Here is a 13,355-nt window from a genome sequence, read left to right as displayed (position 1 = left end):
TCTTGCGCGTGACCGCACACGTCGAAAAGCCCTTCGCCGAGAAGCCCTTCCTCTATGTCGTCGTCTGCGCGGCCGGTATCGCGGAGGACATCAGCAAACTCATCACCGCGGCTCAGGAGCGTGACTGGGAGGTCGGCGTCATCGCCACCCCGCAGGGCCTCGGATTCATCGACGCGACGGCCGTCGAGGCGCAGACCGGCCACCCGATCCGCTCCGCCTGGAGGTCCCCCGGCGACCCGCGTCCCTTCCCGGCCCCCGACGCGGTCGCCGTCGCGCCGGCCACCTTCAACACCATCAACAAGTGGGCGGCCGGCATATCCGACACCCTCGCCCTCGGGACCCTGTGCGAGGTGTACGGCCTCGGTGTCCCGATCGCCGTACTGCCCTGTGTCGGCGAGGCGCTGTCGGCCCACCCCGCCTACCGGGCCAGTGTCGAGCGGCTGCGCGACATGGGTGTCCGGTTCGGCGCCCCGTACTCCGGCGGGGCGCAAGCGAACGGCGAGCGCGCGGAGTTCCACTGGGAGCGGGTGCTGGACCTCCTCACTCCTACGGCCGGCGGTAGATCGTGATGGAGTGGCCGACGTCGTCGACGGGCCTGCTGGTGGCGAGCAGCGCCGCCAGTCGGCTGTCGGCCTTGGCGATCGAGGTGTCCGAGACGACGAGCAGCCCGTGCACCTCGCCCGGGGGCACCTTGCGCGGGTCGGCCGCGTCGATGCCGTAGTACGACGGCACACCGCTGCCCTTGTAGACCAGCCACACCTTGTCGTGCGGGTAGCGCCGGTCCAGGCGGTCGGCGAGCCGTCCCAGGTCCTGGCCCCAGTCGACGTTGGAGTCGTGCAGGCGCAGATGGGTGGCCGACGGGCCGCCGAACGCCTCGTTGGAGTACGGCAGGTAGTACGGGTACGTGAGCGCGGAGCTGACGGCGACGAACAGGACAAGTGCCGCCGTGGCGACATGGGCCCACCTCCGTCGGGAGGCGACGACACCGGCCGCCGCGACCGCGAGGAACACCGGCATGAACAGGGCGTAGCGGCTGCCGAGATCGCGGGAGCCGAACATGGCTGCGGCCAGCAGCAGGGCCGGGGGGATCAGGACGTACGGGGCCGCGGGACGCAGCCGGGGAACGGTGATCATCGCGACGGTACCGGCGAGCCACAGCGCCAGCATGCCCAGCGGCGTCTTCACCAGCAGCGCGGCCGGCAGGTAGTACCAGAGCGAACCGCGATAGAGCCGGCCGAACAGAAAGCCTTGCCAGGTCGCGTTCTCGAAGCCGAACTGGACGCGCATCCCGTCCCGGTACGGCTGCGGGAAGGGCAGCCAGCCGACGAGGAGCCCGCGCAGTCCATGGACGGCGGGGAGGTTCGCGGGCGCCGTCCAGCGCAGCTGCGGATCCACCGCGAGGTAGGTGGCCCACACCACGACGAGGGCAACCAGCGCCACACCCGATGCCGCCGCCACGCCGAGCCGGGCCTTCGCGGCGGCGCCGAGGCCGCGCCCGTGCCACACGGACAGGACCGCCAGGAGCAGCAGCACCGGAACGGCGGGCAGCGTACTCATCTTCGTGGCCACGGCCGCGCCGAGCGCCACCCCGGCGAGCGGAAGGTAGCGGAGCGGCCGCCGCCGCGCCCGCCACAGCATCCAGACCGACGTCAGCAGGAAACCCGACGCCGGTACGTCGAGCGTGGCCAGCGAGCCGTGCGCGATGACGTCGGGCGAGAACGCGTACAGGGCGAGCGCCACCAACCCGCCCACAGCACCCACGAGGTCACGGGCGAACCCGAGAACGACCAGACCGAACAGCAGCGTCAGCACGATCACCGGGAGCCGCGCCCACAGCATCACCCGCCATGGATCGTTGCCCGACTCGTACAGCAGACGCCGGCCGAGCGCGGTCTGATCACCCGTGAAGCCGGCGTCCAGGTGCGGGTGGGCGAACACCAGCCCGGTCCCGATGATCAGCTTGCCCAGCGGCGGATGCTCCGGGTTGAAGCGCAGGCTGTGCTCCCGGGTGTAGACAACCGCTGTGCCCGCGTACACGGGCTCGTCGATCGTCGGGGTCTGCTCCACGGCCGTCGTCACCATCGCGACGGCCATCTCGGCGAGCAGCGTGACCACGACCAGCACGAACAGCCACCGCCGGTGCCGCCGAAGTCTCTCGAAGCGCCCCGGCGGCTCCGCGCTGCTCACCGGCGCGCGGTCCCCGCTTCTGCTGGCCATAAATGTCGGCATGCCCTTTGTTACGTCCGCTCCGTGCGCCCCCGCTCATCCGCCGGCACCCGGCTTTTGAGTGTCCGTCGGTCCGCCCGCTAGCCTGTCGCGATCATCCAGCTGAGACCACGACGGGGGACTCATGAGTATGCACCGCCACATGTCCGGATCCGCGGGCGCCGCAGCGTCTGCCGCCGCGCTCGTCCTCGCGCTCACCGCGTGCTCCGGATCCGGATCCGACGGCAAGGGCGACGCGGCCGCGGCGTCCGGAGTCATCTCGCTCAAGTCGGCGCAGGCCGTCCTGCTCAACTACGTGAAGGTCAACAACGAGGCCAACGCCCAGCACGACGCGGACAAGACGCGGCTGGTCGAGCACGGCGCGCTGCTGGAACAGAGCCGGGCGACGTTCACCCAGTTCCCCGCCCTGTCGAAGAAGGAGCAGGCCGGCTACCAGGTCCCCTTCTACTATCCGGTCAAGGACGCGCGCTTCTACATCCCCCGCAAGGGCTCGGCGAACTTCTTCATGGTCGACGCCCGGATCACCGGCAAGGGGATCGAGAAGGACCGCCGACGGCTGATCACCTTCAAACGAGTGACCGGCGAGACGGGCGCCGCGTGGAAGGCGGCCTCCGTCGGCGAACTGAACGGCAAGCTGCCGGCCGTACAGCGGGGCGGCGACGGGTTTGTCACCGCGCTCCAGGCGTCCGACAAGGTGGGGACGACCAAGCTCGACGACCTGCGTGAACTGTCCCGGGACTTCTACGAGACCGGTGGCAAGAAGGCGGGCAGCAGGTTCGCGGTCACCTCGGCGGTGAAGGACTGGAAGAAGGCATATGAGGACCGCGCATCGTTCGACGACAAGTGCGTCGACGGCAAGTACGAGAACGGCTTCAGCGCGGCCGAGACGGCATACGGGCTCAAGACCGCCGACGGTGGCGCGATCGTCCAGTACGACTTCGGAATCGACTACCGGAACTGGCCGAAGGCCGACGGCGGGTGTCCCGGAATCGAGCTGAACCTCAACGACATGCCCAAGGTCACGAAGATCTACCTGGGCGGCCGGACCACCACCATTGGACTGACCCGCACCGATGCGCACATCGTCACGGCCGTGGTGCCGCCCTCGGGTGAGCGCGTCCGCGTCACCGGCTACCTGTTCCAGATGGTCAACGCCAAGGGGTAGCAGGGTCCCGTCGTGTACGTCCCGTCAGTGGCCCGACTCCGCACGCAGATCGGGCGGGAGGAGCTCGCCATGGGCGCGTACGAGGTGGTCGCACAGGTCCCAGATGCGCCGTAGTCGATCTTCGCGCCGATGATGTCCGGGAGCTGCCAGGGCCCGGTCGCCACCATGGCCATCCGGCCGCCCAGGAAGACCTGGTACATCTGTTCGCTGCCGGTTTTCGGATCGACGTACACGCTCTTGGCGCGGGTGAGTTGAGCGAGGGGCTCCAGTGCCCGAACGCCCTGGTCGGCGAAGCCGATGCTCTTGCCGTCGGCGGCGACGACGTCCCCGCCCAGGTCCCAGATCATCGGCCACAGCCGCCAGACCGTGTCCTCGTCGCCCGTCCCGGGCCAGCCCGTGCCGAAGACGCCCCGCCCCGAGTCGGTCAACTTCCTGGCCGCGTCGACGAATTCGTCCCACGTCCAGCCCGCCTCGGGGAAGGGGACCCGGCCCGCCGGAACAGCTTCTTGTTGTAGACGTAGGCGATGTCGGGATAGGAGCCCGCGGCGAGCGCGGCAGTCACCTTCTGGAGCATCGCGTCGGCCAGGACCCCGCCGCCCGCGCTGTCGACACGGATGCGCGGATGCGTCCGGTTGAACTCGGCGACCAGCGCCTCCATGGCCTTCCTGCCCGTGTCGTTCTGGCCGTGCCACAGCTCGACGGTCACCTTGCCGTCGGCACCGACACCGTCCGAGGCGCCGCCACCGCACCCACCGAGGGCCCCGACCGCCGCCGCACCCAGGAGCAGACGGCGGCGCGGAATCGTGGAATTCATCACGGCCTCCCGTCAGCTGGTCCTGCGGACGTAGTCCGCGTTGCCGGGCGTCGACACCAGCACATCCCGGCGCACGATGCTCAGCCGGTCACCGAACCCCGACCGGGCCTTGCGCAGACCGCTGTCGGTGTACTCGATGTCGACCACCCGGTCGTGGAACGCCTTCGCGTACGGCCCGCACTCGTCGTACTCGCCGCACTGCTCCGCCACCGCGAAGTCGAGCCCGGTCCGCGCCCTGAGCCCGGCCAGCTCCACGGTGTTCTTCTGCCCGATGGCCAGATGGCGGGCGTGCGCGTGCGCCGAGAGCAGGGTGATGAACGCGGTGGCGTCGTCGGCGGTCAGCAGGTGGCGCGAGCGGGTGTAGGTGTCGTAGTTGTCCGGCTCGACCGCGTCGAAGCCCTTGTCGGCGCAGCCGTCGATCCACCGGTTGATCCGCGCGGCCACTCGCTTGCGCTTGGCCGGCGTGCGGATGTCCAGCAGCGCCTCGCCCCAGTCCTGGTCGACGACGACCTTGCCCCGCGCGTCCCGCAGCAGCAGGTCGGCGGGCCACTGCTTCCGCTCGTCGGGTTGGGCCTGGAAGGCGTTGACGTAACAGATGTTGTAGAGGCCCGGCGCGGGGGAAGCCGCACGGTCGCGGGTGACGATGCGGACACCCGAGGGCGGAGGGTAGGCGCCGCCGATCTGGTAGTCGAAGCCCGCGTGCAGCGGGGGGAGTTCGACGGCCGACGGGGTCGGCTTCGCCTTCGCCTTCGGCGAGGTGGCTGGGGCCTTGGGGGAAGCCGTCGGGCTTTTGGAAGCCTCCTGGCCCCCAGGAGCTGTCGAGTTCTTGGAGGCCTTCGGGTTCTCGGAGGCCTTCGGGCGCTGTGGCGAGGCTCCGGTGTCCTTCCCCGAACCGCATCCCACCAGCGTCAGGAGGACCCCGAGGACGGCGACCGTCCCCAGACCTCCGACGCGGGAAACACGCTTGACGGGCATGTCCGCTCCATCAATCGCGAGTACGACCCCGCCTCGGACGCTTCCCGCGATCCTGGCGACTTTGGCCGGACTTGAACCGAGTCCGCTACCGGCTGGGCGCACCTCTGCGTGCCGGGTCGCACCACGGCACGTCAGGATCAAAGCGTCTGGACACGCCCACGTCAAGGGCCCGCTGTTCAGGGCGGAGGCCGGTCACACAACAGAAGAGCCACCGCGCGCCGTGCCCCGATGCCGGCCGGTGCGCACGTCCGGGAAAGCGGGCTCATCGAGGAAAGCAGGCACGCCATGCCGATCGGAATCATCGGTGCCGGAGCCATCGGGCAGGCCCTCGCCGGGCGGTTCGTGGCCGCGGGGGAACAGGTCGTGATCAGCAACAGCCGCGGCCCGCAGTCGCTGCGGGGACTCGCCTCCTCGATGGGGCCGGGGCTGAGACCCGCCACGGTGGGCGAGGCGGCCGACGAGGAGATCGTCGTCCTCGCCGTGCCCTGGCGACGGCTGCGCGAGGCTGGGCCCCCGTGGACCTCGGCCCGCTGGCGGCCGGTGGTCTTCTGCAGCAGTTCCCCGGCGGACCCCTGCCGACGCTCCATCTCGTCCTGGAGCCCTGATCGAGCCTCTATCGTCAGGACATGACCGGAGACCGCATCGCACTGGCCGTCCACGACCACGGAGGCGAGGGCCCACCCCTGCTCCTGCTCCACGGCGCCGGACGCACCCTCGCCGACTGGGCCGCCGTCGCCCCGCTCCTCGTCCCCCGCCACCGGGTGCTGGCCGTCGACCTTCGCGGCCACGGTCTGTCACCCTCGGGAACCTGGAACGTCTCGGCGGTACTCGGAGACATCGAGGCGGTACTCGGGGAGTACGGCATCCCGGGTGCGCTGCCCGTCGGCCACTCCCTTGGTGGGATGATCGCCGTGCGCTACGCGGCGGATCACCCGGACGTGACACCCGGCGCGGTGAACCTGGACGGGTTCGGGTGGGGCCGCGCCGACCAGTACGTGGGCCTGGACCCGGTCTACGTCGAGGAACGGCTCACCGAGGTAAGGAAGTCGGCGGCCGCGGCATCGAGCGGCGAACCGCTTTCGGCCGACGGGCTGCAGGGGCTGCTCGCTCAGCAGCGCGCCATGTCCGATCAACTGGGCATCCCGTACGAGCTGTTGGAGTCCGGCCTCCGGCGCTCCGTGCACGAAAGACCCGACGGCCGACTGGAGTTGAGGCCCGAGCGGGAGCACGCGCTGGAGATGCTGATCGCGATCGACTCGCTCGACCTCTTCGCGCTCTTCCGCCGGACGCCCGTACCGCTGCTGCTCGGGCGCGCGCTGCGGCCCGTGCCGTCGATCCCGGGCATGGACTGGTTCGAGGAGATGATGGCGGCTTACGCGAGGGGACTCGCCCGTGATCTGGCCGAACTGGCCGACGAGCGCGTCGATGTGACGGTCGCCGAGATCGACGGCACCCACGCCATGCTCCTGGAGAACCCCAGGGCGGTCGCCGACGCGGTCCTCGGATTCACCTCCGGCGCGATCCCCGGATGCACGTCATGACGCCGGTCGGAGACGAGTGGATCGTCGGCCGGGGCCATGAACTGGCCCTGCTGACCGGGCTGGTGGACGATCTGGCGGCGCCGTTCGAACGGGCGCAGGTCCGCCTCGATTGCGCGGAGTGGCTGCGCCGCCGGCGGCGCGCGGTGGCGGCGCGTCCGCTGCTCGGCGCGGCGCTGGACGTCTTCGAACGGCTGGCCGCCCGCCCGTGGACCGAACGTGCCCGCGCGGAACTGCGCGCCGCGGGTGTCACCCCCGGGTCCGCGCCGTCCACGTCCCTGGACGCGCTCGCCGAACTGACCGCGCAGCAGCTGCAGATCGCCCGCCTCGCCGCGGCGGGCCTGACCAATCGTGAGATCGGCGAACGCATCTTCCTCTCACCCCGCACGGTCGGATTCCACCTGTACCGGATCTTCCCCGAGCTCGGCATCACCTCCCGGGCCCAACTCCGGGACGCGCTGCCCGAGTCGCTGGAGTGACCGACCGATTCAGTGGGGACTCGACGCCGCGAACTCCGTACCGCACGGGCCCCCGCTCTCGCTCTCGGGCAGGGCGACGGGTTCCCCGCTCATCGTCAGCGTCCGGTAGAAGCCGCCGATGCGTGTCGTGGAGCGGCCGACGTAGTGGCCGATGAAGGAGCGGCGGAAGCGGTCGGCGCTGTGGTTGGGTCCGGAGCCGTGCACCAGGCTGCCGTTGAAGAACAGCACGTCGCCCGGCTCCATGTCGATGGGTACGGCGGTGAGGCCGGGCGGCGGCGGAACGTACTCCCGGGCGAAGGACAGCGCCGCGTCCGCCTCCTCCGGGCAGTACAGGTCCATATGGTGGGTGCCCGGCACGACCTCCAGGCCGCCGTTCTCGCGGTCGATCACATCGCAGGCGATCCAGGCGGCCACGCAGGTGCCCGGTTCGACCCGCAGATAGAAGTTGTCCTGGTGCAGCGCCTGGCCGCGGGCGCCGGGCGGCTTGAAGTAGAACATGCTCTGCGCGGCCAGGACTTCCTCCCCGAGCAGGGTCTCCAGGACGCTCCGCAGCCGGGGATCGAGGAGGCAGCGCAGGGACAGGGCGTTGATGCGGTGCGGGTGGAGGACCCGGGGGTGGGCGTGCAGCGGGTCGGCGGGGCCGTCGGTCTCCGTGGCACGGGGTTCGAAGTGCCCCGGGACCGGGCCCGCGGCATGCAGGGCCGTGAACTCCGCGCACAGCGCGTCGATTTCGGCGGCGGTGAACAGTCCGCGCACCACAACGAAGCCGTTCTCCTCGAACTCGGTCTCGAGCTCCGTCTCGAGCTCGGACTTCCGAAGCCCGCCCCTGTCCGTGACTGCCATCCGACCGCCCCTTCCCACCGGTGTCCCAGGTGCCTCACGCTAGGCCGGTGCGCCTTTCGGAAGGATGCCTGTGCGTGCTGAGGAGTTGCCCGAGCCTGCTGATCCGTCGCCGCCGCCGGGCCTGGTGACCGTCGGACGCTTCGATCAACGGCCCGGGTACCGGGTCAACCGGCCGAGCGGAGCGGACAGCTGGCTGTTCACCTGGACCACGGGCGGACGGGGGCGGCTCCAACAGGGCGCGTCACAGTCGGTGGCCGGTGCCGGGGATCTGGTGGTCCTGGGGCCCGGCGTACCGCACCGGTACGCCGTCGAACCGGGCGCCGGGCACTGGGCGTTCTGGTGGGTGCACTGTCAGGCGAGGGCGGCCTGGCCGGGGTGGCTGGGGCCCTACGGACTGGGCGACCGGCTGTACGCGGTCGGTTCCGGCGAACCGGGCGCTCGATGTGACGGGGGCCCCGCCCGGAGCCGGGAACGCATCGAGGCGGCCTTCTGCCGGATGCTTGCCGACGCCCGCTGGACGGGGGACGGGCCACCCCCCGCCCCCACGGATCCCCTCGACGGGGAGGTCGCGGTGGCGCACGGCACCGCCGCCCGCGAACTGGCCCTCTGCTCCCTGGAGGAGATCGTCCTGCTCGCCACCGCGCGGGCGGAGCGGCACGGCTCCGGCGTCGACGCGCGCATCCGTCAGGCGGAGGCGCTGCTCGCCGCCGACCCGGGCGCGCCGCACACCGTCCGGTCGCTCGCCGCCGCCGTCTCCCTCTCACCGTCCCGTTTCGCCCACCTCTTCAGCGAGCAGCTCGGCCGCTCCCCGATGCGGGCCCTGCGGGAGGCCCGGCTGCTGCACGCCGCCCGGCTCCTGGAAGCCACCGAACTCCCGGTGGAACGCGTGGCCGCCGCCTCGGGTTTCACGAGCGCGTTCCACTTCAACCGGGTCTTCCGACAGCGTTACGGCACACCGCCGGGCGCCTACCGGGCCACCCTCGCTAGGGAGGCGGCGGCAACGTCGTGACATCCGGCGCCGGTTCGGGCCAGACCAGCAGCACCGGACAGGGCGCGTGGTCGACGACGAACCGCCCGGCCGGTCCCAGACTGTGCGGGCCGAGCCGGGCCCGGTCCCCGTCGCGGGCCAGCACGAGCAGGTCGGCGCCCTCGGCGGCGGCGACCACCTCCCGCTCGACGCGTCCGGCGCGCTCAAGGCGTGTGCAGGGGCGGGCCAGCCGCTCGGCGGCCGCGTCAAGGAGCCGCGCGGCCGAGGTGGTGCCGAGGTCCTCCAGACGGTCACCCGGGTCGGGCTCGGAATGTCCGCGGCCGAGCAGCCCGGCGAAGGCGCCGTGGGCCAGACCGGGCACGCCGGGTTCAGCGACGTGCAACAGGACCACATCCGTCGCCCGGGGCGCGTGACGGCGTACGGCGTCCACGCATGCGGGCCACGTCCCCTCGACCAGCCAGGCGATCACCCGCATGCGTATCAGCCTCCGATGACGTGGAGCGAGACCCACAGTGCCAGTACGGCCGGGACCAGCGCGGCAGGCACGGCGATCAGACCGAGCCGGGTGAACTCCTTGAGGTCGACCCCGTGTTCGTGCTGGTGCACGATACGCCGCCACAGCAGGGTCGCCAGGGAACCCGCGTAGGTCAGATTGGGGCCGATGTTGACCCCCAGCAGGACGGCCAGCACGGCGCCGGGTCCGGACCCTGCGGCCAGCGGGATCAGAACGAGGACCGCGGGCAGGTTGTTGATCAGATTGGCCAGTACGGCGGCGAGCGCCGCGACGCCCAGCAGTGCGGGCAGACTGCTGCCGTCGGGGAGCAGCCGGCCGAGTGCGTCGGCGAGTCCGTTGTCGACGACCGCCCGGACGACGATGCCCAGCGCGAGCACGAACACGAGGAAGGCCGGAGCTGCCGCACGTACCATCGCGAGCGGGGTGGTACGTCGGCGGACCAGGGCACGGGCGGCGAGCACCAGCGCCCCCGCCGCCGCTGACCACGCCGGATCGATGCCGAGCGCGGAGGCGACGACGAACCCCGCCAGCGTGCAGGCGACGGTGACCAGCGCGAACAGCGGCAGGTCCGGCGGCTCGTCGACGCTCGGCGCCGGGGCGGCCGCGCCCAGGTCACGGGCGAAGAAGCGCCGGAAGACCACGTATTCGGCGCCGATCGCGACGAGCCAGGGCAGAACCATCAGCGCGGCGAACCGGGTGAAACTGAGGCCGCTGGCGGTGAACGCGAGCAGGTTGGTGAGGTTGGAGACGGGCAGCAGCAGCGAGGCCGTGTTCGAGAGGTGGGTGCAGGCGTACACGTGCGGCTTCGGGCGCGCGCCCATCCGCGCCGCGGTGGCGAACACGACCGGTGTGAGCAGCACGATGGTGGCGTCCAGGCTGAGCACGGCCGTGATCGCCGAGGCGAGCGCGAAGACCGCGGTCAGCAGCCGCCCCGGCCGCCCCGCCGCCCAGCGGGCCATCCACGCTCCACAGGCCTGGAAGAGGCCCTCGTCGTCGCAGAACCGAGCCAGCACGAGGACCCCCGCCAGGAAGCCGATGACCGGGCCGAGATGCCCGGCCTCCGCGCGGACGTGGTCCCAGGAGATCGCGCCGGTCGCGACGACCAGACCGGCGGCCGGAACCGCCACGACGGCCTCGGGCCAGTTGAAGGGCCGGATCACGGCGCACGCGAGGACCGCGACGAGCAGGACGATCGAGAGGGCTTCGGCGAGCGGGGCGTTCAGGGTTCGGTCCTTCCGGGGCTTGATCGTGGTGCCCGTCCATCACATCAGACATCGCACCACCTGCCCCGGCGAGGCCGTCAGTCCTCGCCGAGCAGCGTCAGCTCCGCCCAGATCGTCTTGCCCTCGGTCGTGTGGCGGCTGCCCCAGCGCTGGGTGAGCTGGGCGACGAGCAGCAGTCCCCGGCCGCCTTCGTCGAAGGTCTTGGCCCGGCGCAGATGCGGAGCGGTGTGGCTGCTGTCGGAGACCTCGCAGATGAGGGTGGCGGCGTCGTGGATGAGACGCAGCCGGATGGGCGACTCGCCGTACCGGATGGCGTTGGTGACCAGTTCGCTCACCACGAGTTCGGCCGTGAACGTCGCCTCACTCAGACCCCAGGTGTCCAGCTGGTCGACCACCTGCTTGCGGACCGGCGCGACGAGGGCGGGGTCGGCGGGAATGTCCCAGGTCGCCACCTGGGAGGCGGGCAGGCCGCGCGTACGGGCGAGCAGCAGGGCCACGTCGTCCGGGACGCCGCCCAGGGGAAGCAGGGCCTGCAGGATCTCGTGGCACGCTCCTTCGAGGGACTCCGAAGAGCGCTCCAGGGCCTGGTACAGCAACTGGTGGCTGGTCTCGGCATCCCGCTCGCGGCTCCCGATCAGACCGTCGGTGTACAGCGCCAGCACCGTGCCCTCGGGAAGGTCGAGTTCGACGGACTCGAACGGCAGTCCGCCCAGGCCCAGCGGCGGCCCGGCCGGGAGATCGATCTGCCGGGGCAGGTCGTTCGGCCGGAGCATGACGGGCGGCGGGTGCCCGGCCCGGGCGAGGTTGCAGCGCCGGGACACCGGGTCGTACACCGCGTACAGGCAGGTGGCTCCGACCTCGCCGGTGGCGCCTTCGGATCCGGCCTCCGTGGACAGCCGTACGACGAGGTCGTCCAGGTGCGTGAGCAGCTCGTCCGGGGCCAGGTCGATGTCGGCGAGCGTGCGGACGGCGGTGCGCAGCCGTCCCATGGTCGCCGAGGCCTGGATGCCGTGGCCGACGACATCGCCGACGACCATGGCGACCCGCATCCCGGACAGCGGGATCACGTCGAACCAGTCGCCGCCCACCCCGGCGCGCGCCGCGGGAAGGTAGCGCGACGCCGCTTCCACGGCGGCCGTCCGGGGCAGCGACTGGGGGAGCAGGCTGCGCTGCAGGGCCAGCGCGGTCTGGCGCTCACGGGAGAAGCGGCGGGCGTTGTCGATGCAGACGGCGGCCCTGGCCGTGACCTCCTCGGCGAGCAGCACGTCGTCGGGGGTGAAGGGGTCGGGCCGCCGGTAGCGGGTGAGGACGGCGACCCCGAGGGTCTGGCCCCGGGCCTGGATCGGGACCGACATCGTGGCGTGGACGCCGTACTCCGCGACGCGCTCGCCGCGCACTTTGTCCCAGGCGAGCCACTCCTCCAGCGTGGTGGTGACGTCCGGCGCCACGATCGTCCGGCCTGCGATCAGGGAGTCCGCCTGCGGGGAGGCGGCGGGGTAGACGTCGACTTCGCCGGGCTTGACGACCGCTTCGGGGCTGCCCGGGTTCACCGACTGATGGGCGGCGCGACGCAGCGTGATCGGCGCGGCCGGCGGCTCCGAGTGGTGCTCGCCCCCGTGCTCCGGCGGATCCAGCAGATCGACGCTGACGAAGTCGGCCAGCGCGGGCACACAGACGTCGGCGAGCTCTTGGGCCGTTCGGGTGACGTCGAGGGTGCTGCCGATGCACACACTCGCCTTGTTGACCAGCTGCAGCCGCTCCCGGGCCTGGTACTGCTCGGTGAAGTCGTGCGCGGCCAGGCACACGCCACGCACCCGGCCCTCGGGGTCGGTCAGCGGGGCGATCCGCGCCAGCCAGGCGTGCGCGCGGTCCTCGCCGCCCGTGCGCATGTACGTCTCCACATCGCGTCCCTCGCCGGAGAGGAGGACGCCGTACATGTCCTCCTCGAGCTTCTCGCTCGCCCGCTTGCCGCCGATCTCGGAGACCCGCAGGCCCCGGATACGCGCTTCCGGGAGACCGACCACCTCGGCCATCGCGTCGTTGACCCCGTACAGCCGCAGCCGGTCGTCATAGATCGCCATGGCGCAGGGCGACTGTGTGAGCACCGCTCTGATCAGCGGGTCGTCCTGCGTGTGTGGTTCCCCGCTGTCCAGCGGGGTGACCACGAGCCAGCTGCCGTCCGCGTCACTGCGATGGGCGAGCAGCCACACGGACAGGGTCCGTCCGTCGCGGTGGCGCAGCGGGAGGATGCCGCTCCAGCGGTTCTCGGTGGGTTCGGGCGGTGCGGCGGCGCCCGTGGGTGCCAGCAGGTCTGTGGCGGGGCGGCGCTCGACCTCGTCCGGCGCATAGCCCAGCAGTCGGCGAGCCCCCTCGCTCCAGCGGACCAGGGTGCCGTTCACGTCGATGACCGCGCGTGCCGTGGCGGCCTCGTCGAGGGGGTGGACCGGGCTCATCGTCGCCACTCCATTGCGCACACTCACAGTGAACAAGCGCGTCACTCGGGTTCCAGCCTAGTGCGTGGGCGCCCTCCGTACCCGGAGAGGGGCCGCCGGTGGGTCACATCCGCACGACGGATTCCGGCCCGATGTGA

At 71.6% G+C, this 13,355-nt stretch carries 11 protein-coding genes and 2 pseudogenes; 6 read left to right on the top strand and 7 right to left on the bottom strand.

Going from position 1 to position 13,355, the window contains the following annotated elements; all coding sequences use genetic code 11:
• Positions 1 to 8: 8 nt before the first annotated feature.
• Entirely contained in the window at positions 9 to 569 is a 561-nt protein-coding gene (locus tag ACZ4WS_RS00150; protein WP_467975769.1) for a flavoprotein, read from the top strand.
• Here ACZ4WS_RS00150 and ACZ4WS_RS00145 read toward each other — a convergent pair.
• Positions 547 to 2,217 carry an ArnT family glycosyltransferase gene (locus tag ACZ4WS_RS00145; RefSeq protein WP_467975767.1) on the bottom strand — a complete coding sequence of 557 codons (1,671 nt, stop codon included), beginning with the start codon at positions 2,215 to 2,217 and terminating at the stop codon, positions 547 to 549. The two genes, ACZ4WS_RS00150 and ACZ4WS_RS00145, sit on opposite strands and share 23 nt — an antisense overlap.
• 151 nt (positions 2,218 to 2,368) lie before the next feature.
• Between ACZ4WS_RS00145 and ACZ4WS_RS00140 the strand changes: the two genes are divergently transcribed.
• Entirely contained in the window at positions 2,369 to 3,391 is a 1,023-nt protein-coding gene (locus ACZ4WS_RS00140) for a DUF8094 domain-containing protein (RefSeq protein ID WP_467975765.1), read from the top strand.
• A 5-nt stretch (positions 3,392 to 3,396) separates the two neighbouring features.
• On the opposite strand, the pseudogene ACZ4WS_RS00135 reads toward ACZ4WS_RS00140, so the two are convergent.
• Together ACZ4WS_RS00135 and ACZ4WS_RS00130 are read right to left on the bottom strand one after the other, a co-directional pair.
• Positions 3,397 to 4,205, bottom strand: a pseudogene (locus ACZ4WS_RS00135) (extracellular solute-binding protein); the annotation flags it as partial.
• Positions 4,206 to 4,217: 12 nt separating this feature from the next.
• Positions 4,218 to 5,180, bottom strand: coding sequence for an endo alpha-1,4 polygalactosaminidase (locus ACZ4WS_RS00130; protein WP_467975763.1), 963 nt, complete (start codon positions 5,178 to 5,180; stop codon positions 4,218 to 4,220).
• Positions 5,181 to 5,465: 285 nt separating this feature from the next.
• On the opposite strand from ACZ4WS_RS00130, the gene ACZ4WS_RS00125 reads away from it, so the two are divergent.
• The 3 genes and pseudogenes from ACZ4WS_RS00125 to ACZ4WS_RS00115 all read left to right on the top strand — a co-directional run.
• On the top strand, positions 5,466 to 5,810 hold the full coding sequence (locus ACZ4WS_RS00125) for an NAD(P)-binding domain-containing protein (RefSeq protein ID WP_467975762.1): 345 nt from the start codon (positions 5,466 to 5,468) through the stop codon (positions 5,808 to 5,810).
• Complete coding sequence (locus ACZ4WS_RS00120; RefSeq protein WP_467975760.1) at positions 5,807 to 6,721, top strand: alpha/beta fold hydrolase; 915 nt, start codon at positions 5,807 to 5,809, stop codon at positions 6,719 to 6,721. The genes ACZ4WS_RS00125 and ACZ4WS_RS00120 overlap by 4 nt, the downstream gene beginning before the upstream one ends.
• An 80-nt stretch (positions 6,722 to 6,801) precedes the next feature.
• Positions 6,802 to 7,197 (top strand): annotated as a pseudogene (locus ACZ4WS_RS00115) (helix-turn-helix transcriptional regulator); the annotation flags it as partial.
• A 9-nt stretch (positions 7,198 to 7,206) separates the two neighbouring features.
• Here ACZ4WS_RS00115 and ACZ4WS_RS00110 read toward each other — a convergent pair.
• Positions 7,207 to 8,040, bottom strand: coding sequence for a phytanoyl-CoA dioxygenase family protein (locus ACZ4WS_RS00110; RefSeq protein ID WP_467975758.1), 834 nt, complete (start codon positions 8,038 to 8,040; stop codon positions 7,207 to 7,209).
• Between the two features lie 64 nt (positions 8,041 to 8,104).
• On the opposite strand from ACZ4WS_RS00110, the gene ACZ4WS_RS00105 reads away from it, so the two are divergent.
• Positions 8,105 to 9,049 carry a helix-turn-helix domain-containing protein gene (locus tag ACZ4WS_RS00105; protein WP_467975757.1) on the top strand — a complete coding sequence of 315 codons (945 nt, stop codon included), beginning with the start codon at positions 8,105 to 8,107 and terminating at the stop codon, positions 9,047 to 9,049.
• On the opposite strand, the gene ACZ4WS_RS00100 is transcribed toward ACZ4WS_RS00105, so the two are convergent.
• The 3 genes from ACZ4WS_RS00100 to ACZ4WS_RS00090 all read right to left on the bottom strand — a co-directional run bounded on the left by ACZ4WS_RS00100 (position 9,024) and on the right by ACZ4WS_RS00090 (position 13,218).
• Positions 9,024 to 9,503 (bottom strand): universal stress protein, encoded by a 480-nt coding sequence (locus tag ACZ4WS_RS00100; protein WP_467975755.1) that lies wholly within the window; start codon positions 9,501 to 9,503, stop codon positions 9,024 to 9,026. The genes ACZ4WS_RS00105 and ACZ4WS_RS00100 overlap by 26 nt on opposite strands.
• Positions 9,504 to 9,508: 5 nt before the next feature.
• Positions 9,509 to 10,765, bottom strand: a complete 1,257-nt coding sequence (locus ACZ4WS_RS00095) for an arsenic transporter (RefSeq protein WP_467977100.1) — start codon at positions 10,763 to 10,765, stop codon at positions 9,509 to 9,511.
• A 77-nt stretch (positions 10,766 to 10,842) separates the two neighbouring features.
• Positions 10,843 to 13,218, bottom strand: a complete 2,376-nt coding sequence (locus ACZ4WS_RS00090; protein ID WP_467975754.1) for a SpoIIE family protein phosphatase — start codon at positions 13,216 to 13,218, stop codon at positions 10,843 to 10,845.
• Between the last annotated feature and the right edge of the window lie 137 nt (positions 13,219 to 13,355).

This window comes from Streptomyces sp. NPDC029292 (assembly GCF_055569295.1).
This window is presented reverse-complemented; position numbering and strand designations above follow the sequence as displayed.

What these genes read in the sequence shown, in the direction of transcription:
- ACZ4WS_RS00145 (WP_467975767.1), bottom strand. Translation starts at nt 2,217, where the DNA reads ATGGCCAGCAGAAGCGGGGACCGCGCGCCGGTGAGCAGCGCGGAGCCG.
- ACZ4WS_RS00140 (WP_467975765.1), top strand. Translation starts at nt 2,369, where the DNA reads ATGTCCGGATCCGCGGGCGCCGCAGCGTCTGCCGCCGCGCTCGTCCTC.
- ACZ4WS_RS00130 (WP_467975763.1), bottom strand. Translation starts at nt 5,180, where the DNA reads ATGCCCGTCAAGCGTGTTTCCCGCGTCGGAGGTCTGGGGACGGTCGCC.
- ACZ4WS_RS00125 (WP_467975762.1), top strand. Translation starts at nt 5,466, where the DNA reads ATGCCGATCGGAATCATCGGTGCCGGAGCCATCGGGCAGGCCCTCGCC.
- ACZ4WS_RS00120 (WP_467975760.1), top strand. Translation starts at nt 5,807, where the DNA reads ATGACCGGAGACCGCATCGCACTGGCCGTCCACGACCACGGAGGCGAG.
- ACZ4WS_RS00110 (WP_467975758.1), bottom strand. Translation starts at nt 8,040, where the DNA reads ATGGCAGTCACGGACAGGGGCGGGCTTCGGAAGTCCGAGCTCGAGACG.
- ACZ4WS_RS00105 (WP_467975757.1), top strand. Translation starts at nt 8,105, where the DNA reads ATGCCTGTGCGTGCTGAGGAGTTGCCCGAGCCTGCTGATCCGTCGCCG.
- ACZ4WS_RS00100 (WP_467975755.1), bottom strand. Translation starts at nt 9,503, where the DNA reads ATGCGGGTGATCGCCTGGCTGGTCGAGGGGACGTGGCCCGCATGCGTG.
- ACZ4WS_RS00090 (WP_467975754.1), bottom strand. Translation starts at nt 13,218, where the DNA reads ATGAGCCCGGTCCACCCCCTCGACGAGGCCGCCACGGCACGCGCGGTC.